At 61.1% G+C, this 19831-nt stretch carries 14 protein-coding genes and 4 tRNA genes; 3 read left to right on the top strand and 15 right to left on the bottom strand.

All coding sequences use genetic code 11. The annotated features are described in order from the left end of the window. The first annotated feature begins 28 nt into the window (after positions 1-28). Together FBY12_RS13490 and FBY12_RS13485 are read left to right on the top strand one after the other, a co-directional pair. Positions 29-700, top strand: coding sequence for a heavy metal response regulator transcription factor (locus FBY12_RS13490; RefSeq protein WP_101208649.1), 672 nt, complete (start codon positions 29-31; stop codon positions 698-700). Then, positions 697-2100 carry a heavy metal sensor histidine kinase gene (locus FBY12_RS13485; protein ID WP_145253128.1) on the top strand — a complete coding sequence of 468 codons (1404 nt, stop codon included), beginning with the start codon at positions 697-699 and terminating at the stop codon, positions 2098-2100. The genes FBY12_RS13490 and FBY12_RS13485 overlap by 4 nt, the downstream gene beginning before the upstream one ends. Positions 2101-2151: 51 nt before the next feature. Here the strand turns inward: FBY12_RS13485 and FBY12_RS13480 are convergent, their stop codons facing one another. After that, positions 2152-2520, bottom strand: coding sequence for a DUF6124 family protein (locus FBY12_RS13480; RefSeq protein ID WP_145253127.1), 369 nt, complete (start codon positions 2518-2520; stop codon positions 2152-2154). A gap of 612 nt (positions 2521-3132) precedes the next feature. Continuing rightward, positions 3133-3209: transfer RNA gene (locus FBY12_RS13475), tRNA-Val, on the bottom strand. A 183-nt stretch (positions 3210-3392) separates the two neighbouring features. Between FBY12_RS13475 and FBY12_RS13470 the strand changes: the two genes are divergently transcribed. Further along, positions 3393-4676, top strand: a complete 1284-nt coding sequence (locus tag FBY12_RS13470) for an FAD-binding oxidoreductase (protein WP_145253126.1) — start codon at positions 3393-3395, stop codon at positions 4674-4676. A gap of 376 nt (positions 4677-5052) precedes the next feature. Here the strand turns inward: FBY12_RS13470 and FBY12_RS13465 are convergent, their stop codons facing one another. The 13 genes from FBY12_RS13465 to purF form a co-directional block, all read right to left on the bottom strand. Next, a complete protein-coding gene (locus FBY12_RS13465) occupies positions 5053-6024 on the bottom strand; it encodes an XdhC family protein (RefSeq protein WP_145253125.1) in 972 nt (323 codons plus the stop codon). Between the two features lies 1 nt (position 6025). Beyond that, complete coding sequence (locus tag FBY12_RS13460) at positions 6026-7261, bottom strand: cytochrome c (RefSeq protein ID WP_145253124.1); 1236 nt, start codon at positions 7259-7261, stop codon at positions 6026-6028. Between the two features lie 2 nt (positions 7262-7263). Continuing rightward, the gene (locus FBY12_RS13455) at positions 7264-7803 is read right to left on the bottom strand and encodes a (2Fe-2S)-binding protein (RefSeq protein WP_007982256.1); all 540 of its coding nucleotides are present in this window, start codon (positions 7801-7803) and stop codon (positions 7264-7266) included. Continuing rightward, positions 7796-10627 (bottom strand): xanthine dehydrogenase family protein molybdopterin-binding subunit, encoded by a 2832-nt coding sequence (locus tag FBY12_RS13450; protein WP_121757332.1) that lies wholly within the window; start codon positions 10625-10627, stop codon positions 7796-7798. The genes FBY12_RS13455 and FBY12_RS13450 overlap by 8 nt, the downstream gene beginning before the upstream one ends. Positions 10628-11316: 689 nt before the next feature. Further along, positions 11317-13740 carry a TonB-dependent receptor gene (locus tag FBY12_RS13445; protein WP_145253123.1) on the bottom strand — a complete coding sequence of 808 codons (2424 nt, stop codon included), beginning with the start codon at positions 13738-13740 and terminating at the stop codon, positions 11317-11319. 67 nt (positions 13741-13807) lie between these two features. Beyond that, entirely contained in the window at positions 13808-14719 is a 912-nt protein-coding gene (locus FBY12_RS13440; protein WP_145253316.1) for a FecR domain-containing protein, read from the bottom strand. A 35-nt stretch (positions 14720-14754) separates the two neighbouring features. Beyond that, on the bottom strand, positions 14755-15264 hold the full coding sequence (locus FBY12_RS13435) for a sigma-70 family RNA polymerase sigma factor (protein ID WP_145253122.1): 510 nt from the start codon (positions 15262-15264) through the stop codon (positions 14755-14757). Positions 15265-15525: 261 nt separating this feature from the next. Further along, positions 15526-15602, bottom strand: a tRNA-Asp gene (locus FBY12_RS13430). Positions 15603-15695: 93 nt separating this feature from the next. Further along, positions 15696-15772: transfer RNA gene (locus tag FBY12_RS13425), tRNA-Asp, on the bottom strand. 55 nt (positions 15773-15827) lie between these two features. Then, positions 15828-15903 (bottom strand) — tRNA-Val (locus tag FBY12_RS13420). Between the two features lie 228 nt (positions 15904-16131). Next, positions 16132-16908 carry an SDR family oxidoreductase gene (locus FBY12_RS13415; RefSeq protein ID WP_145253121.1) on the bottom strand — a complete coding sequence of 259 codons (777 nt, stop codon included), beginning with the start codon at positions 16906-16908 and terminating at the stop codon, positions 16132-16134. Further along, a complete protein-coding gene (locus tag FBY12_RS13410; protein WP_101207052.1) occupies positions 16905-18116 on the bottom strand; it encodes an O-succinylhomoserine sulfhydrylase in 1212 nt (403 codons plus the stop codon). Before FBY12_RS13410 ends, FBY12_RS13415 begins: the two co-directional genes overlap by 4 nt. 173 nt (positions 18117-18289) lie before the next feature. Then, on the bottom strand, positions 18290-19795 hold the full coding sequence (gene purF / locus FBY12_RS13405; protein WP_092270546.1) for an amidophosphoribosyltransferase: 1506 nt from the start codon (positions 19793-19795) through the stop codon (positions 18290-18292). Positions 19796-19831 lie beyond the last annotated feature (36 nt).

Genomic DNA, 19831 nt, shown 5'->3' with positions numbered 1-19831 from the left:
GCGCAATGACTTTTTACGGAAATCGATCATGAACATCCTTGTCGTTGAAGACGAGCCGAAGGCAGGCAATTACTTGCTCAACGGCCTGCAGGAACTCGGTTACTCGGTGAGCCTGGCGCGCAATGGCGTCGACGGCTTGCACCTGGCACTGGAAACCTCGTTCGACGTCATCGTGCTCGACGTGATGATGCCGAAAATGGACGGCTGGGAAGTGTTGCGGCGCTTGCGTAAAGAGGCCGACACGCCAGTGTTGTTTCTCAGCGCTCGCGATGACATTGCCGACCGCATAAAAGGCCTCGAACTGGGCGCCGACGACTACCTGATCAAACCGTTTTCCTTTGCCGAACTGGTGGCACGCCTGCGCACGTTGACCCGTCGCGGCCCGTCGCGCGAAGAGGAACAACTGCAAGTTGCCGACCTGCAGATTGACGTGCTAAAGCGCCGCATCACCCGCGCGGGCGTGCGCATTACCCTGACCAATAAAGAATTCGCCTTGCTGCATTTGTTTGCCACGCATCAGGGCCAGGTGCTGTCGCGCTCGCTGATTGCCTCGCGGGTGTGGGACATGAATTTCGACAGCGACACCAATGTCGTCGATGTCGCGGTGCGGCGTTTGCGCATGAAAGTCGATGACCCGTTTCAACTGAAACTGATCCACAGCGTGCGCGGTATCGGCTACCGCTTTGATACACAGCCATGACCCGCCGAGCGCACTCCCTGACGCTGCGTCTGGCGCTGTTATTTGCCCTGCTTGCCTTCGCCTCGTTGGCGACATTGGGCGTGGCGTTGTACCGCGAACTCGAACGCGAGTTGGTGCGCCGCGATGATGCGGCGCTGATCACTCGCGTCGATCAGATGCGCACGCTGCTCAATGACAGCAATACGCTGGACCTGATCAAGACCAAACCGGCGCTGTTCCAGAACATGCTCGGCAACCGCGAATCGGTGCTGACCATTGGCGAGCCAGGGCAAAAGCCGCTGCTGGTGGTTAACCCCGGCAACCTGCAGATACCGACGTTGTCGCCGGTGGCGATGGACCGTCCGCTGGCGCTGAGCGATGTGCAGCATTTCCCCAGCGTCGATGGCGTGCCGTTTGCCGCAGTGTCGGCGATCATCGATTCCGGCGACGTCGGCAGCCTGCAAATACTGACCGGGCGGCTGATGACCGAGCGCACCAGCGTGCTCGCCAACTACCGATTGCGCGTGTACATCCTCGCCAGCGTCGCCGCGTTGCTGCTCGCGCTCTGCGGTTACTGGCTGCTTTATCACGGACTGCGCCCACTGCGACGGCTCGCCGTGCACGCGCAAGGCATCGGCGTCGGCAACCTCGGCGAACGCCTTGGCAACGAAGGCGCACCGCTGGAAATCGTGCCGATGATCGATGCCTTCAACGGCGTGCTCGACCGCCTCGCCACCGGCTTCGTGCAACTTGGCCAGGTCTCCACCGACATGGCCCACGAACTGCGCACGCCGATCAACAATTTGCTCGGCGAAACCCAAGTCGCCCTCCAGCAAAACCGCAGCGTCGAAGCCTACCAACAACTGCTCGCCTCCAACGTCGAAGAACTCGAACGCCTGGCGCGCATGCTCGACAACATGCTGTTCCTCGCCCGCACCGACCCCGCCAGCGCCCTGCGCCAACGCCAGGAACTGGACGCGGCCGACGAAATGGAACGCATGGCGGATTATTTTGAAGGCTTGGCGGCGGACGTCGGCATCAGTATCAGCGCGCGTGGCAGCGGCATGATCTGGGCCGAGCCGATGTTGCTGCGCCGGGCGTTGGCAAACCTGTGTTCGAACGCCATTAAGTACGGCGCGCCGGATTCGCAATTGGTCGTCAGCGCGACGCCCTCCTCCGACGGCATCTTTCTGCGCGTGAGCAACCGCGGCGCGACCATTGCACCGGAGCATCTGCCGAAATTGTTTGACCGGTTTTATCGGGTGGACGAGTCGCGGGAACGATCGGCGCAATCGAACGGATTGGGCTTGTCGATTGTGGCGACGATCATGCAATTGCACAGCGGAAGGTATGGCGTGACCAGCGCGGATGGGGTGACGTGTTTTGAGTTGTTTTTTCCGGCGCGGGTATCGGAGGGATAGTTGATTGATCGAAATAACGAGGGGGCAATCCCCTCGTTAATCGCCTGGTGACTAGCCGGGCTTGTGATTATCCAGTACGCGATTGACCGCTAACTCGCCCATCGTGATCACTCGTTGCAGCACCAGCAGCGTTTGGCGTCGCGGATTCTCCGTCAGGCCGACCAGGTTGTTGACGATGATGCTTGCGGACGCAAACGCATCGCACGCATCGACGAGTAAGGTCTCGTCATCCGCCGACGGGTCGATGGCGAAGATGCTGCTGGGTTTGCGGGGCGCTATCTGCGCTTTCGTCGCCCCGGGGTTCAAGTAGATTTTGAGCGCGCGGTCGGCGGCTGCTTTGATCTTTTCGGGGTCGAGATCGAAAGAGGCGTCGTACGGTACTGGATCGGTGTGCGGCGGATTCGGGGTTACTTTGAACATAGGGACTTTCTCCGGTTGAGCTGCAACCGACTCGCTACTAAACGAGAGGGTGGCGGCTGTGCACAGGTTAGTAGACCGGCAAAGTCACCTAAAACCCCGGCGCGCCCGAGGGCGCCCTGTACACAACCACCATCAAGCACAGGCAAACCTGACCGAAGGAGACTTGTACAACCGAAGATGACTGCCGAGCTACTAAACCCGATCACTGATGTGCAGTGATGGGACAAAGTTACCGGTGGGGCCTTCAGCGAACAAGCCGGCGGATTCTGTCTTACCCGTAGGCAAAGGCACAAGGTTTTGTAGGCATTGGGACGTAACAGGTGGTGTCGTTAAACGCGGATCTGGCAATGGTTAAACGCGCAGAAAGGCTTCCATTGGTTTTGCTAGCTGATCGCGGCAAACGTGGCGTTGATCTCGCGTTATCCGAACTGCTCATTCAGTCCCTTTTCAACGCACGGAATGAGCGGGGACCACGAGGGAGTGCGTCAAGGTTTGCCAATTCCGCCAAAAAGCAAATAGAACCGTTCCCTTTATTTCCCAAATCGCAGACAACAAAAAAGGGCCCACCTTTCGGCGGGCCCTTCTAGACCGCCCAGCAGAGCGGATTTTGTTTGGTAGGCGCGATTGGACTCGAACCAACGACCCCCACCATGTCAAGGTGGTGCTCTAACCAACTGAGCTACGTGCCTGCTGTGTGGCGGCATTCTACGGAATTCCGGAGGGGTGTCAACACCTTTTTTCGAGCTAACCCTATGAATATGCAAAATATTTAATTTTGCTGCCGCGACCAGGATTTTCCGGTGGCTGGCGGCGGTTTTTCAAGTCGGGTAGGATCGGGGCACTCGTAAAATATATTAAACAGAGGCAGCAGGATGGCGAACACCCCTTACCCAGAGTCCTATTACGCCGCATCGGCCAATGCGGTGCCGCCGCGCCCGGCGTTGCAGGATGACGTGGAGACTGATGTCTGCGTGATCGGCGCCGGTTACACCGGGCTGTCCTCTGCCCTGTTTCTGCTGGAGAACGGCTTCAAGGTCACGGTGCTGGAGGCGGCGAAGGTCGGGTTCGGCGCGTCGGGGCGTAATGGCGGGCAGATCGTTAACAGTTATAGCCGCGACATTGATGTGATCGAGCGCAGTGTCGGGCCCAGGCAGGCGCAGTTGCTCGGGCAGATGGCGTTCGAGGGCGGGCGGATTATTCGTGAGCGGGTCGCCAAATATAATATCCAGTGCGACTTGAAGGACGGCGGCGTGTTCGCTGCGATTACGGCCAAGCAGCTTGGGCATCTGGAATCGCAGAAGCGCTTGTGGGAGCGCTTCGGGCATACGCAACTTGAGTTGCTGGATCAGACGCGCATTCGTGAAGTGGTGGCGTGCGAGCATTATGTCGGCGGCTTGCTCGACATGAGCGGCGGGCACATTCATCCGCTGAACCTGGCGCTCGGTGAAGCGGCGGCCGTGGAATCGTTGGGCGGCACTATTTATGAGCAGTCGCCAGCGGTGCGCATCGAGCGCGGCGCGAATCCGGTGGTGCATACGCCGCAGGGTAAGGTCCGGGCCAAGTTCATCATCGTGGCGGGCAATGCTTATCTGGGCAATCTGGTGCCGGAGTTGGCGGCGAAGTCGATGCCGTGCGGCACTCAGGTGATTACGACTGAGCCGCTGAGCGAGGCGCTGGCGAAGAGTTTGTTGCCGCAAGATTACTGCGTCGAGGACTGCAATTATTTGCTCGACTATTACCGACTGACTGGCGACAAGCGTTTGGTGTTCGGCGGTGGCGTGGTGTATGGCGCGCGGGATCCGGCGAACATTGAGGCGATTATTCGGCCGAAGATGCTCAAGGCGTTTCCGCAGTTGAAGGACGTGAAGATTGATTACGCCTGGACCGGAAATTTCCTGCTGACGTTATCGCGTCTTCCGCAGGTCGGACGGCTGGGGGACAACATTTATTATTCGCAGGGCTGTAGCGGCCATGGCGTGACGTATACGCATTTGGCGGGCAAGGTGCTGGCCGAAGCGTTGCGCGGGCAGGCTGAGCGTTTTGATGCATTTGCGGATTTGCCGCACTACCCCTTCCCGGGCGGGCAGTTGTTGCGCACGCCGTTTGCGGCGTTGGGGGCTTGGTATTACGGGTTGCGGGACAGGTTGGGGTATTGAGGCTGGTGGTGTTGATGGTGGGTTTGGCCCTGTAGGGGCTGAGCTTGCTCGCGAAAGCGGTGTGTCTGGTGATGGAAATGTAGACGCTGATGGCCTCATCGCGAGCAGGCTCACTCCTACAGGGGTTGGGTGTTGCGTCAGATGCGCCGCTGTCCTGTGGGAGCTGAGCTTGCTCGCGATGGCGGTGTGTCTGGTGATGGAGATTTAGCGACTGATGGCCTCATCGCGAGCAGGCTCACTCCTACAGGGGTTGGGTGTTGCGTCAGATGCGCCGCTGTCCTGTGGGAGCCGAGCTTGCTCGCGATGGCGGTCTGTCGGGTGATGGAGATGTCGCGGCTGATGGCCTCTTCGCGGGCAAGCCTCGCTCCTACAAGGATCAGAGGCGATCGCGGGGGATGCCGCTGCGGATTCGCAGGATGTCGGCCAGGACTGCGAGGGCGATTTCCGCCGGGGTTTTGCTGCCCAGGTTCAGGCCGATTGGCGCGTGTATCCGCGCCAGTTCGGCATCACTCAATCCACCAATCCGGCGCAACCGCTCAAAGCGTTTCTGCGAGGTTTGCATAGAGCCCATTACGCCGATGTAGAACGCGTCGGTGCGCACCGCTTCCATCATCGCCAGGTCGTCAATCCGTGGGTCGTGCGTCAGCGCCACCACGGCGGTGTCGCTGTGGCAGCCGCCGTCGGCGATGAACACCGATGGCAGTTGCCGCCGAATCTCGACGCCCGGCAACTCCACGCCTTCCAGCACTTCGTCGCGCGGATCACACAAAACCACCTCGAACCCCAGCCCCACGGCAAACTCCGCGCACGCCTGGGCGACGCTGGAATAACCGGCCAGCAGCAAACGCTGAGCCGCGCCGATGCGCACGCGCACTCGATCGATCTCACGTTCGATGCGCGCGCCCTGCTCGCTGTCGGCAAACACGCCGCGCGCACCGCTGGCCAGATCGACCTCGCGGATCAATCGACGCTGGCCGAGCAACGCCGATTGCAATTCGCGCAGGTGCGCCTGAACCTCGCAATCCGCCTCAAGCTTCTCCACCAGCACATCAAGCACGCCGCCACACGGCAGGCTGACCCGCGAACGCGGATCGTCGCCCTCGCCGTATCGCACGACGCTGACGGCTTGATCGAACCCACCTTCGGCAACGCGTTCGAGAAAATCCTCCTCGACGCAACCGCCGGACAGCGAGCCGATCCATTGCCCGTCAACGTTCACCGCGAGCAACGAACCCGGCGCACGCGGCGCCGAGCCGTAAGTCGCGAGCACCGTGCACAACCAAACGCGCTGACCGGCGCACGACCATTCGAGCGCGCGGCGCACCACTTGCAGATCGAGATGCTGCATGTCAGTGAGCCTTGTGCTCGGCCGGCGGCGCGTCAGCCTGCAGCTTCTGCACATCGCCGACCGCCAGTTCACCCGGCTGACCACCCCAACCCTGACGCAGATAATTCAGCAGATCGGTCAGTTGCTCGTGGCTGAGTTTGTCGGCAAAACCGGGCATCGGTTGCATGCGTTCGAACCCGGCGAATTGCTGTTCGCCGATGCCGTCCTCGATCACTCGCAACAGGTTGCGCGGGTCTTCCAGGCGCAGCGTGGTGTTGCCGCGCATGGCCACGGCGATGTGCGGTTTGCCCTCGCCGTCCGGCGCGTGACAACCGGCACAGACGTTGAGGTAAGCCTGACGACCGCGCTGGGCGCTCGGGCTCATCTGCGCCAGCGGCACTTCGGTCAACACTTTCGCGGCGGGCGCCGGATCGCCGAGCAGATACGTGGCCATCGCCGCCAGGTCCGGGTCGCTGAGGCGTTGGGTGCTGTTGTGGAACACCGGGAACATCTCGTTGAACATCGTCCCTTGCGCGCTCATGCCGTGCTTGAGGAAGGTGCTCAAGTCCTGATGATTCCAGCCGCGCGCGGCCAGGTCCGTGGCCAACAGGCTCGGCGCCAGATAGCCGTTGAGCACGCCGCCGGTCAAGCGTTTGTCTTGCTGCATGGCGCCCGGCAAACCGCGCGGGGTATGGCATTCGCCGCAATGGCCGAGCACTTCGACCATGTATTCGCCGCGCTTGAACTCGTCGCTTTTGCCGTCGGTCGGCGCCAGTTTCAGGTCTTTGCCGTAGAGCATGTTCCAGCCCATCAGACCCAAACGCACGTTGAACGGAAAGCTCAGGCTGGTCACCGGCGCTGCACGCTCGATCGGTTCGACGGTTTTCAGGTACGCGTGAATCGCGTCGGAATCGGCGCGCGGCATCAAGTGATACGAGGTGTAAGGCATCGCCGGGTACAAATTTGCGCCATCGCGGCGCTTGCCTTCGGTCAGCGCGGCGAAGAATTCTTCGTCGCTGTACAAACCGATGCCGTGTTCTTTGCTCGGGGTGATGTTGGTGCCGTAGATCGTGCCGAACGGCGAAACGATCGGCAGACCGCCCGCGTACGGCGCGCCGCCCGGTGCGGTGTGGCACGCCACGCAATCGGCGGCGCGGGCGAGGTATTCGCCACGCTTGACCTGATCATCCGCGTGCGCCAGCAACACCGGCGCAGCCAAGCCGACCGCCAAGGTCAGGCGGGAGAGTAAATGCTTCATTTTTAACCCTCCTTGACCAGGCCGAGATCGGTCAGCACGTTGCGCGTCGCGCTGTAATAACGCACGTAGCCGGTGCAGCGGCAAATGTGGTGACCGAGGCTATCCTCGATGACTTTTTCCAGCTGACTTTTGACGATTGGCTGACGTTGCAGCTTCTCGACGAGCACGGTCGCGGCGTTGACGAAACCTGGCGCGCAGTAGCTGCACTGGAAGGCGAATTCATCGACGAAGCGCTGTTGGATCGGGTTCAGTTCGGTGACTTTGCCCTGCTCATCGCGGGTCGCGTGACCTTCGATAGTCCGCACTTTCTTGCCTTCGAAATAGTGCGCGCCGGTGATGCAGGTGCGCACTTCTTCGCTGGTGCCGTCGGGGTTGTCGACGATCACCACGCAGGCATGGCAAATGCCCTGACCGCAGCCGAGGCGTGAGCCGGTGAGGTTTTTGTATTCGTGCAGGTAGTCGATCATCGGCAGATCATCAGGGATGTCCACCGGGCCGACGGATTGACCATTGAGGGTCAGTTGAAGCGGACGGTTAGCCATTGAGGGCCTCCTTGATGCGCGCAGAAGTGATAGGCAGGTCGCGAACGCGTTTGCCGATGGCGTGGGCCACGGCGTTACCGATGGCGCCGACCACCGGGATCATCACCACTTCGGCAATGCCCTTGGACGGGTCGCTTGGCGACAGCGGCGGCAGAATTTCCGCCGTTTGCGTCCACACCGCCACGTGCCGCGCCATCGGCAAACGGTAACGGTTGAAGTTCCAGTCACCCTCCCCCGGCCCGCCTTCGTACAGCGGCATTTCTTCGAGCAGCGCATGGCCGATGCCCATGGCGATCCCGCCTTCGAGCTGGCCCCTGACCAATTCTTCCACCAGCACCCGACCGCACTCGACCCACGAGTGATGGTTGAGCACCTGCACTTCGGCCGAACCTTTGTTGACTTTCAATTCCACCAGCGTCGCGACCGGGCTGTAGTAAGTCACCGCCGCGTTGTTCAACTGGATGTCCGGGTAATGCGCGTTCTGGCGATCGAGCAGATGGAAACCAGCGCTGGTCATCTGTGCTTTTTTCGCGTTCGGCGCGCCGTCGCCGTACTTCACGGCGAGTCCATCGAGCGGCAAGCGCTCGCGCACACCGTCGATGCTGAACTCGGCCTCGGCCCAGCTCCAGCGGTTGAAACCGTGCACGGTCGCGCCGGTCACCAAACCTTTTTCGTGCGCGTGTTTGGCCAGTTGTTCGAAGCTCAGCGGTTGCATGCCGTTGGCGGTGAGTTTGCCGTCGACCCAATGCGCGTCTTCGCGGCGCACCACGTACGGGTTGGCCTGGCCGCCGTAAGGGCCTTGACCCCAGATCTGCAACGCTGCCGGCCACAAGCCGTGGTTGAACAGCACGCGCGCCGCTTCACGGGTGGCGTGGCTGAAGTAGTAAGCCGAGTTGGTTGCCGACGAGGCCGACGCCAGTTTGCCGACCCAGCGCGGGTTGCGCAGGTAACCATCCTGTTCAGCCTGGCTCATGGTGTACGGGTTGCCGCCGGTGAACAGCTGCAACTCTTTCCACTCGGTTTCGCCGGTCTTCACTTCGGTCGCCGGGATGCCGATGAAATCAGCCACCACCAAGGCTTGCGAGGTGGACATGCCGGTGCCGATTTCGATGCCGATATGGCGCAGCGTCACGTGCCCGTCAGCGGTGTATTCGATGCTCGCCATCGGTGCTTCGGAACCGGTGCCGAAGTCTTTCTGGCAGATCGCGAAACCGACGCCATACCAGTGATCCGGGTCAGCCGCCTCACGTTGCTTTTTGATCGCGTCGCGGTTTTTCCAGACTTCGTGGACCGCAGCCTTGTCGAGAATTTCGTGCAGCCGCAAAGCACCGGCAGGGATCGCGCCCTGGGTGTTTTTCATGCCCGAGAGCATGGCGTTTTTCTTGCGCAGATCAATCGCGTCGATGCCGAGGCGACCGGCGATTTCATCGACCATCATTTCCGTCGACGCCATGCTTTGCAGGGTGCCGTAACCGCGCATCGAGCCCGCTTCCACGGCGCGCGAATGGTAGGCCGTGACCTGCAAATCGTTCTGCGGCATGTAGTAGATCGACTGCGCCGCTGTGGCGCCAACCGCTGCAACCGAAGGGCTGTAGTTGATCCGCCCGCCGCCGTCGACGCTCATTTCGGCGCGGAAAATCTTGAAGCTGTGATCGGTCTTGTCCACGGCCAATTGGTAGCGGATGTCGAACGGGTGACGCTTGATGCCGCTCTGGAATTGCTCGTAGCGATCATTCGCCAGACGCACCGGCACACCCGCGCCGTACAACGCGGCCAACGCAGCGTAGTAGACGAAAATGTTGTGGTCCTTGGAGCCGTAACCCACGGTGTAGCCCGGGTGCAGGTTGAGGTTGGCGAGGCCGAAACGCGACGGCGCGATCATCTTCGCGGTGTCGGTTGCGGTTTCCAGCGGGCATTGGGTGGCGACGACAAAGTGCAGGGTTTTGGTGGCCGGGTCGTACCAGCCGTTGCCGTTGTCCGGTTCCATTGCGGCGGGTTCGATCGACGGCGTTTTGTAGCGCTCGTCGAACACCAGCCAGTTGTCCGGCGGCGTGTCGATTTGCTGCTTCATGCGGTCGGCGTAGAACAATCCGCGCTCGGTCAGGTTGCCGTGCAGGTCGGGTTGGGAGTTCCACACCGGGCGCCGGTTTTTCAGCATCGGAAAGAGGATCGAATCCTTGAGGCTGGCGAACTCGTCTTCGTCCGCCGAGGTCGCGCCGCCGACGCGCACGTAGCGGAAACTGCCGTAGGGATCGCCCTCGTAAAACGGCACTTGGGCGCCGTAGCGGATGGCTTTGTCATTGAATTTGAGTTTGGCCTTGGCCTGGCGGAATCGCTCGAAATCGTTCCAGATCAGGATCGCCACCGGGTGACCGATGAACATCGGCACTTTGCCTTCGGGCAGCAGCGGATCAGGCGCGTGCTCTTCCGGAAAGACGATGCCGTCGTTGTCCAGGTCAGCGGCGGTGACGATGCGGTCGGGCTGCAAATCGGCGCCGAGCCAGCTCAGGTCGTAGCCGGCGTAGATGCGGTCAGCCTTGGTGATTTTCAGCAACATGGCGTGGCCCTGCTGCTGCGGCCAGCCCGGCATGTCCTTGGCGCGGATGTCGCGGGCAAACACTTTGCTGCCGCAGACTTTGGACAAGGCATCGTTGCGCTGGCGCGCCTTGCCGTTGTTGCCGAGCCATTGCTCGGACGGCACGGTCACGCTGTTTTCCATCAAGGCACCTAGCGCCTGGGAGCTGAGCGGCGCAAGCGTCACGCTCACACCTGCCACCAACCCGCCCTGAAGGAACGAGCGCCGGGAGATATCACGGTTGGACATGGATCATCCTCTGGACGGTTATAGGTCCGCCCTTCTGGTTATTTTCTGGGGATCTCGAGTCTTGCAGAAGCCCTTCTTGACGAAGCAAAGGGCTGAATTGACAGTGCAAAGCTGACCGAAAGGTTAACTTTAAAGGTTTGCGCCGTTTTAGAAAACAACTCGTTACAAATATCTGACCAAAGAATCAGAAAACCGAGGTGAAACCATCGCGAGCAGGCTCACTCCTACAGGGGTTGCGGCGTTGCGCCAATCGGGTGAACACCTTGGATCCTGTGGGAGCTGAGCTTGCACGCGAAGGCGGCGTGTCAGGTGATTACGGGGTAGCGGCAGATGGCGTCATCGCGAGCAAGCTCGGCTCCCACAGGGATTGCGTGCTGCCTGAGAAGCGCCGCTGAAACTGTAGGCGCTGAGCTTGCTCGCGAAAGCGGTGTGTCAGGTGATGAAGATTTAGCGGCTGACGGCCTCATCGCGAGCAAGCTCTGCTCCCACAGGGACTGCGTGCTGCCTGAGAAGCGCCGCTGAAACTGTAGGAGCTGAGCTTGCTCGCGAAGGCGGTGTGTCAGGTGATTACGATGTAAGGGCTGACGGCCTCATCGCGAGCAAGCTCGGCTCCCACAGAGATTGCGTGTGAGCTGCTACCTGACCCGCCACTTCCGCCAGCTAAACCTCCCCCAAAAAAATCAAACAACTCAGAAATCGACAGTCGCCGACAGCAAATACGTGCGCGGTGTCGACAGCGTCAACCCTGGCTCGCTGTCATCCGACGCGCCCGCAGAACTCCAATAGCGCTTGTTCGCCACGTTCTCGATATTGCCGCGCAAGGTGATGCGTTTATCGTCGACCTTGAACGCATACCGCGCGCCGACATCCAGGCGTGTCCAGGCGTCGATTTCCTTGACGTTGGATTGGTCCAGATATTGCGAACTCGAATAAATCGCGCGACTGGTCAGCGTCAGGCCCTCCACGTTCGGAATATCGTATTCGGCCCCCAGGTTGACGTTGTATTTCGGCGTGGCCGGCGCGCGGTTGCCGTCGAAGGTGCCGTTGGTGGTCTGCTTCAGTTCGCTGTCGATGTACATCACGCCGCCGAGCAGGCGCACACCTTTGAGCGGTTCGCCAAACATGCTGATTTCCGCGCCGGTGTTTTCGCGTTTGCCGTTCGGGCCGAATACGCGGGTGTTGGCGTTGGTCTCGTAAGCCGGTTGCTTGATGCGGAACACCGCCGCGGTCACCGCGAACGGCCCGGCGTCATACTTGGCGCCGACTTCGACCTGACGACTGATAAATGGCGGAAAGATTTCGTCCTCGTTCACCGAAGTCGATGGCGCGATTTTGCCCTGGCTCAAACCTTCCATGTAGTTGGCGTACAGCGACAGCTTATCGGTGGCCTTGAACAGAATGCCGCCCGATGGCGAGACCTTTTCCTCGTCATAAGCGGTGTCGCCCTTGATGTTGTCCGACCAGTCGTCGACCTTCACCCGCTGCCAGCGCGCGCCGAGGGTCAGCAACACGCGGTCATCAAAAAAGCCGAGAGTGTCGGACAACGCCACGCCGCTGAAGCGGTTTTCGGTGTAGACCTTCGCGTCCTGACGCGTCGGATTGTTCGGCGTCGGCGTGGCCACCGGGTTGTAGAGATTGCTCGGAGATGCGGCGTAACGGGCGCCGCCATTCTCGAAATCCATATAAAAATAACTGGCCGCCAGATTCACCTCATGGCTGACCGGGCCGGTGTGAAACCAGTTGCGCACGCCGGCGTTGGCGGTGCGCACGTTTTCGTCACGGGTGAAATCACGCGGCTGCACGCTGAAATCGCCGCGATCATTGGTGATCGAAACCGCATGCCGAAGAAAATCGTGGTTACTTTTGCGTGCGCCGACGCCGCCGTAGAGCATCACCGAATCGCTGACGTCGAACTCACCGTTGACCGTGCCGAACGTGTCCTTGGTCCGCGCCTGGCTCCAGGCCTGCGCATAGTTGCGGCGCACGTCGCTGGCGTGCGGCACCTGGGCGTTGGCGCCGACAATCACCCGCTCCTGCGGGGCGTCGGTGTCGCGTTCGGTGTGCCCGACATCCGTCGAGAGGCGCAGCCGTTCACCGCGAAAATCCAGGCCCAACACAGCCATGTCGCGGTCGACGCTCTGGTGATCCCACTCGGTGTCGCCGGACTGTTTGACGCCGTTGAAACGAATGCCGAACTTGTCATCCTCGCCAAAGCGCCGGCCGATATCCACGGCGCCGCCGAGCTGATTGTTCGACGCATAGCTGCCGGTAAACGAGGTGATCGGCGCATCGGTCGCGCGTTTCGGCACCACGTTGATGCCGCCACCGACGCTGCCACGCGGCGAGATGCCGTTGATCAACTGGCTCGGGCCTTTGAGGATGTCGACGCGGTCAGCCATTTCCATGTCGATGGTATAAGTCGGCAGGACGCCGTACAGACCGTTGTAGGAAACATCGCTATTGAACAGGCTGAGCCCGCGAATGGTGAACTGTTCATAGCGCCCGCCCGCCGGGTTGGTCGCCCGAACTGACGGATCGCTGGCCACCAGATCGCCCAAGGTCCGAGCCTGCAGATTCTTCACCGCCTCAGCGGTGTAAGTGGTGATGCTGAACGGGGTTTCCATGAAATCTTTCGAGCCGAGTAAACCCTGCGAACCGCGCCGCGCCACCTGGCCGCCGGCGTAAGGCTCGCCCTCGACGCCGCCAGTCGCGCCGAGAATCGAGGTCGGCGCCAATTGCAGGCTGCTGCCCTCGGGCGCCGGGGTGAGGATGTAAGCCTGATCGCCGACTGCCTGCAATTGCAGGCCCGAGCCCTGCAACAATCGGGCGAAACCCTCTTCAACCGCGAAATCACCGGACAGTCCCGCACTGGTGCGGCTGCCAACCAGCGCCGGGTCCACCGACAAGTTGACCCCGGCCAACCCGGCAAACCGCGTCAACGCCGCGCTGAGGCTACCCGCCGGAACTTGATAACTGCGTTTGGAACCGTCGTCGGCCCACGCGGTGGTGATGAAGAATGGACTGGCACTCAGGCTCAGCAACAGACTCAAGTGCACCAACGGGCGCAGGCGGAATAGAGCCGAACGTGTACTGCAGGGCATCACTGCGGGCATTGAAAGTCTCTCTGATTTCGTTTCACTTGCCTTGAATGACCAGCGACGCGAAAAAAAGGGACACGCCTTAAACACTATTTTTGCGCGGCAGCAGCGTTACCCAATAACGCGTGCGCGAGTGCACCTCGATCGGCAGGCTCGCCGCCAGCAGCGCGAGGATGCGGTCGGTGTCGTCGAGACGAAAACTGCCAGTGACCCGCAGCGATTCCAGCTCCGGCTCCCAGCGCAGCACGCCCGGTCGATAGCTGCTGAGTTCGCGCAGAAAATCGCCCAACGGCTGGTTCTGCGCCATCAGCACACCGTCGCGCCAGCCGGGAGCCAGCGCATCAAACGGCTCGACGTTGCCGGCACCGGCCGCCCGCAGGCTGACCTGCTGGCCACCGCGCAGCGAGAACACCGGACCGCGCAGAGGCTGCAATTGCACCGCACCCTTGAGCACCGAAACCTTGCAACCGCTTGCCACCTGGCGCACGCACACTTCGCTTTGGCTGACGACAATCTGCCCGAAGTGCGTCTGGATCGTCAGCGGCTTAGTCCCCGGCACATTCAGCGCGATTTCGCCCTCGACGAGTTTCAGCAGACGTTTGCTTAGATCGATATCTACGGCGCTCGCGGTGTTCAGTTGCAGCGAACTGCCATCGGTCAATTGGACTTTTTTGCCCTCCCCGGTCGCCGTGCGCAGGTCGGCGCTCCAGACATCCAGCGGCAACTGGCGGCTGATCAGCCACGCTGCCGGCACCAGCGCCACCGCACCGACCGCGCGTTTGATCACCGTGCGTCGACTTGGCTGCGGTCGGTCGAGGCTGGCCAAGGCGAGGGCTGACGGCAGGTCGGCGAAGCGCTGGCGGAGCATTTGCGCTTTCTGCCAAGCCTGTTCGTGGGTGCTGTGGCTGTCGCGCCAGCGCTGCAACTCGGCGCGATCCTGATCACTCGCGGAACCGGATTCGATCAGCGCCAACCAGCGTGCAGCCGCCCGCATGATTTGGCGGGTTTCGGCCGAGGGTGCAGAACCAATCACAATTCCACCAGCAAGCAATGTTCGTAGGCTTGGGCCATGTAGCGTTTGATCGTGCGTTCGGAGACTTGCAGGCGTTCGGCGATTTCCTGATACCCGAGGCCTTCGAGTTGGCTCCAGAGAAATGCACGGCGGACCGGGCGGGGCAGACCGTCGAGCAATTCGTCGAGCGCTTGCAGGGTTTCCAGCAGCATCCAGCGCTGTTCCGGGGACGGCACGCAGTCTTCGGGCAGCAGCGCCAGGGCATTCAGATAGGCTTGTTCGAGGCTGCGGCGTTTGTAGAAGTTGCTCAGCAAGCGCTTGCCGACGGTGGCCAGATAGGCGCGGGGTTCTTGCAGGTCGGCAATGCTTTGCGAGCTGGCGAGCAGGCGCAGGAAAGTGTCCTGGCTCAAGTCCGCCGCGTCATGGCCATTGCCCATGCGGCGTCTCAACCAGCTTTCGAGCCAGCCACGATGGTCGCGGTACAGGTCGTGGAAAGTGTGTCCCGTCGGCATCGCTGCATCACTCATTTCAAGAAGCCCTGTGCCAAGGAGTTAGCGCAAATGAGAGTGATTCTAATTAATGTCGACGCAGCGAAGGAAGCGCTTTATGCGTTGGTGGGGCAGAAAGATTGAGCAGAGGGAAATTGAAGGAGGGAAAAGCCAAATCGCAGACACAAAAAACCCCGGTCTTTCGACCAGGGTCTTTGCTATCGACGCGAATCAAGCGCTGGTATTAGCAACTGCTTTTTTTCGTAGCTCCAAGGCGTTCAGTGGGCCTTGAGGCAGATATGGCGCAGCGGACGGGACTCGAACCCGCGACCCCCGGCGTGACAGGCCGGTATTCTAACCGACTGAACTACCGCTGCGTATCGCTTTGGACTTGCGTCCAAGTAACTCGTCTGACTGGAAGCTTCGAGGCTTTCAATCTCGAACCAGAAAAAACTCTGACTCGGAAAATATGGCGCAGCGGACGGGACTCGAACCCGCGACCCCCGGCGTGACAGGCCGGTATTCTAACCGACTGAACTACCGCTGCGCGTCGGTGGAGGCTTTTAAAGGCTTCCATCTTGCTTGCGCAAGACTCTCGGAAGTGGTGGGTGATGACGGGATCGAACCGCCGACATTCTGCTTGTAAGGCAGACGCTCTCCCAGCTGAGCTAATCACCCGTTTGCATCTCCGAGGCCGCGAAATTTACGCAGGTAGCGAACCTAAGTCAATAGCAGGATTGAAGTTTTTCTGAAAAAGACAAAATCGTGTCATTCGCAACAGCATCAGCAACAGTGGGACCGCCTTCGCGAGCAAGCTCGCTCCCACAGTGGATTGCGTTTCAATGTGGGAGCGAGCTTGCTCGCGAAGGCGGTGGCGCATTCAATACATGTATGCGCCTATGCGAATCACTCGGTGTAAATCATTTTTTTGGTCATGCCGCCGTCGACTACGAACTCTTGGCCGGTGACAAACCCGGCATTCCTCGACAGCAACCACGCCACCATCGCCGCCACATCTTCGACCGTCCCTACCCTGCCCGCCGGGTGCTGCGCGTGATCCGCTTCGGTCAGTGGCTCGGCACGTCGCTCGCTCGGGTCGCGCGCATCGATCCAGCCGGGGCTGACCGCGTTGACGCGAATCTCCGGGCCCAGGCTGATCGCCAGCGCGTGCGTCAGCGCCAACAAGCCGCCCTTGCTCGCCGCATAAGCCTCAGTGTCCGGCTCCGACTGCCCGGCGCGGGTCGAGGCCAGATTGACGATCGAACCGTTGTGCGCGCGCAGGTACGGCGCGCAGTGCTTGGCCAGCAACATCGGGCCGCTGAGGTTGACCGCCAACACGCGATTCCAATACGCCAGATCCAGACTTTCCAGCGTGATGTTGTGCGGATCGGCAATTGCCGCGTTGCACACCAGCGCATCCAGACGCCCGAACTGCCCCAAAACCTCGGCGACGCCCAGCGCCACCTGACTTTCGCTGGACACGTCCATGGCGATAAACCAGGCGTTGTCGCCTAGCACCTTCGCCACTTTCGAGCCGCGCGTGCGGTCCAGATCTGTCAGCACCACTTGCCAGCCTTCGCTGATCAGCCATGCCGCGATGCCCAGCCCGATGCCGCGCGCAGCCCCGGTAACCAGCGCGACGCGGCCATGGCTGCCGGTGCTTGGCGTGGCCAACTCGATCACAAGGCAGCCAAGCCGCGTGCCAGATCGGCTTGCAGGTCGGCTGCGTCTTCGAGACCGACCGCGATGCGGATCAGGCTGTCACGAATGCCCGCCGCTTCACGTTCCTGCGGCGCCAGACGGCCGTGGGAGGTGGTGCTCGGGTGCGTGATGGTGGTTTTGGTGTCGCCCAGGTTGGCAGTGATCGAAATCAGCCGCGTCGCATCGATAAAGCGCCACGCGCCCTCCTTGCCACCCTTGACCTCGAAGCTCACCACCGCGCCGAAGCCCTTCTGCTGGCGCTGCGCCAGTTCGTGCTGCGGATGGCTCTTGAGGCCGGCGTAATGGACTTTCTCGATGCCGTCCTGCTGCTCCAGCCACTCGGCCAGTTGCTGGGCGTTGGCGCAATGCGCCTTCATCCGCAGGTTCAGGGTTTCCAGACCTTTGAGGAAGATCCACGCGTTGAACGGGCTGAGGGTCGGCCCGGCAGTGCGCAGGAAACCGACGATTTCTTTCATCTGCTCACTGCGACCGGCCACAACCCCGCCCATGCAACGGCCCTGGCCGTCGATGAACTTGGTCGCCGAGTGCACAACGATGTCTGCGCCGAGCTTCAGCGGTTGCTGCAACGCCGGGGTGCAGAAGCAGTTGTCGACCACCAGCATCGCGCCTTTGGCGTGAGCGATTTTCGACAGTTCGGCGATATCGACCAGTTCGGCGAGCGGGTTCGACGGCGATTCGACGAAGAGCAATTTGGTGTTGGATTTGATCGCCGCATCCCAGCCGGACAGGTCGGCCAACGGCACGTAATCGACTTCGACGCCGAAGCGTTTGAAGTACTTTTCGAACAGGCTGATGGTCGAACCGAACACACTGCGCGACACCAGCACGTGGTCGCCGGCGCTGCACAGGCTCATCACCACTGCCATGATCGCGGCCATGCCAGTGGCCGTCGCGACCGCTTGCTCGGCGCTTTCCAGCGCGGCGATGCGCTCCTCGAACGCACGCACGGTCGGGTTGGTGTAACGCGAGTAGACGTTGCCCGGCACTTCACCGGAGAAGCGCGCCGCCGCATCAGCGGCGGTGCGGAATACGTAGCTGGAAGTGAAGAACATCGGATCACCGTGTTCGCCTTCCGGCGTGCGGTGCTGACCGGCGCGTACGGCCAGGGTATCGAACGCTACGCCATCGAGGTCGCTGTCCAGCCGACCGGCATCCCAATCCTGACTCATGCTGTCACTCCTTGCCTTGCTCTTGATAGATACAAAACCGGCCTGGAGGGAACACCCGTTATTGTAGGAGCGAGGCTTGCCCGCGAAGGGGTCGCCACATTCAACATCACTGTTGCCTGTGACACCGCCTTCGCGGGCAAGCCTCGCTCCCACAGTTACAGGCCGGTGGTTACTCAGTTGTTATACAGATCAATGATCGCGCTGACTGCCTGGGTCTTGACCTTGGAGGCGTCGTTGCGAGCCTGCTCGATCTTGTTCAGGTAGGCCTCGTCGACGTCGCCGGTGACGTACTTGCCGTCGAACACCGCGCAATCGAAGTTTTCGATTTTGATCTTGCCGCCGCCGACCGCTTCGATCAAGTCAGGCAAGTCCTGATAGATCAGCCAATCGGCGCCGATCAAGTCAGCCACGTCCTGGGTCGAACGGTTGTGGGCGATCAGCTCGTGGGCGCTCGGCATGTCGATGCCGTAGACGTTCGGGTAACGAACCGCCGGGGCCGCGGAGCAGAAGTAGACGTTTTTCGCGCCGGCTTCACGGGCCATCTGGATGATCTGCTTGCAAGTGGTGCCGCGCACGATCGAGTCGTCCACCAGCATCACGTTCTTGCCGCGGAATTCCAGTTCGATGGCGTTGAGCTTCTGGCGTACGGATTTTTTCCGTGCAGCCTGGCCCGGCATGATGAACGTGCGGCCGATGTAACGGTTCTTCACGAAGCCTTCGCGGAACTTCACGCCCAAGTGGTTGGCCAATTCCAGTGCCGCGGTGCGGCTGGTGTCCGGAATCGGGATGACCACGTCGATGTCGTGCTCAGGACGCTCGCGCAGGATCTTCTCGGCGAGTTTTTCGCCCATGCGCAGACGAGCCTTGTAGACCGACACTCCGTCGATGATCGAGTCCGGACGCGCCAGGTAGACGTGTTCGAAAATGCACGGGGTCAGCGAAGGATTGTTCGCACACTGACGGGTGTGCAGCTTGCCGTCTTCAGTGATGTAGACCGCCTCGCCCGGTGCCAGGTCGCGGATCAGGGTGAAACCGAGCACGTCCAGCGAGACGCTTTCGGAAGCGATCATGTACTCGACGCCTTCGTCGGTGTGACGCTGGCCGAACACGATCGGGCGGATACCGTGCGGGTCGCGGAAACCGACGATGCCGTAACCGGTGATCATCGCGACGACGGCGTAACCACCAACACAACGGTTGTGCACGTCAGTCACGGCGGCGAACACGTCTTCTTCAGTCGGCTGCAACTTGCCGCGCTGGGCCAGTTCGTGCGCGAACACGTTGAGCAACACTTCGGAGTCGGAGTTGGTGTTGACGTGGCGCAGGTCAGATTCGTAAATCTCCTTAGCCAACTGTTCAACGTTGGTCAGGTTACCGTTGTGCGCCAGGGTGATGCCGTAAGGCGAGTTGACGTAAAACGGCTGAGCTTCGGCCGACGTCGAGCTGCCTGCGGTCGGATAGCGCACATGGCCAATGCCCATGTGGCCGACGAGGCGCTGCATGTGACGCTGATGGAACACGTCACGCACCAGACCGTTGTCCTTGCGCAGGAATAAGCGGCCATCATGGCTTGTGACGATACCGGCAGCGTCCTGGCCGCGGTGCTGGAGCACGGTTAGCGCGTCATACAGCGCCTGATTGACGTTCGACTTACCGACGATACCGACGATGCCACACATGCGACGCAACCCCTACTTAATGGATCTGAACTGAAC

This window comes from Pseudomonas sp. SJZ131, from assembly GCF_007828705.1.
GTDB lineage: Bacteria > Pseudomonadota > Gammaproteobacteria > Pseudomonadales > Pseudomonadaceae > Aquipseudomonas > Aquipseudomonas prosekii.
This window is presented reverse-complemented; position numbering and strand designations above follow the sequence as displayed.

Bases quoted from the DNA above. Each gene is read 5' to 3' on its own strand.
- FBY12_RS13465 (WP_145253125.1), bottom strand. From the start codon at position 6,024: ATGCAGCATCTCGATCTGCAAGTGGTGCGCCGCGCGCTCGAATGGTCG.
- FBY12_RS13440 (WP_145253316.1), bottom strand. From the start codon at position 14,719: ATGCGGGCGGCTGCACGCTGGTTGGCGCTGATCGAATCCGGTTCCGCG.
- FBY12_RS13435 (WP_145253122.1), bottom strand. From the start codon at position 15,264: ATGAGTGATGCAGCGATGCCGACGGGACACACTTTCCACGACCTGTAC.
- FBY12_RS13445 (WP_145253123.1), bottom strand. From the start codon at position 13,740: ATGCCCGCAGTGATGCCCTGCAGTACACGTTCGGCTCTATTCCGCCTG.
- FBY12_RS13450 (WP_121757332.1), bottom strand. From the start codon at position 10,627: ATGTCCAACCGTGATATCTCCCGGCGCTCGTTCCTTCAGGGCGGGTTG.
- FBY12_RS13455 (WP_007982256.1), bottom strand. From the start codon at position 7,803: ATGGCTAACCGTCCGCTTCAACTGACCCTCAATGGTCAATCCGTCGGC.
- FBY12_RS13410 (WP_101207052.1), bottom strand. From the start codon at position 18,116: ATGAGTCAGGATTGGGATGCCGGTCGGCTGGACAGCGACCTCGATGGC.
- purF (WP_092270546.1), bottom strand. From the start codon at position 19,795: ATGTGTGGCATCGTCGGTATCGTCGGTAAGTCGAACGTCAATCAGGCG.
- FBY12_RS13460 (WP_145253124.1), bottom strand. From the start codon at position 7,261: ATGAAGCATTTACTCTCCCGCCTGACCTTGGCGGTCGGCTTGGCTGCG.
- FBY12_RS13480 (WP_145253127.1), bottom strand. From the start codon at position 2,520: ATGTTCAAAGTAACCCCGAATCCGCCGCACACCGATCCAGTACCGTAC.
- FBY12_RS13470 (WP_145253126.1), top strand. From the start codon at position 3,393: ATGGCGAACACCCCTTACCCAGAGTCCTATTACGCCGCATCGGCCAAT.
- FBY12_RS13485 (WP_145253128.1), top strand. From the start codon at position 697: ATGACCCGCCGAGCGCACTCCCTGACGCTGCGTCTGGCGCTGTTATTT.
- FBY12_RS13490 (WP_101208649.1), top strand. From the start codon at position 29: ATGAACATCCTTGTCGTTGAAGACGAGCCGAAGGCAGGCAATTACTTG.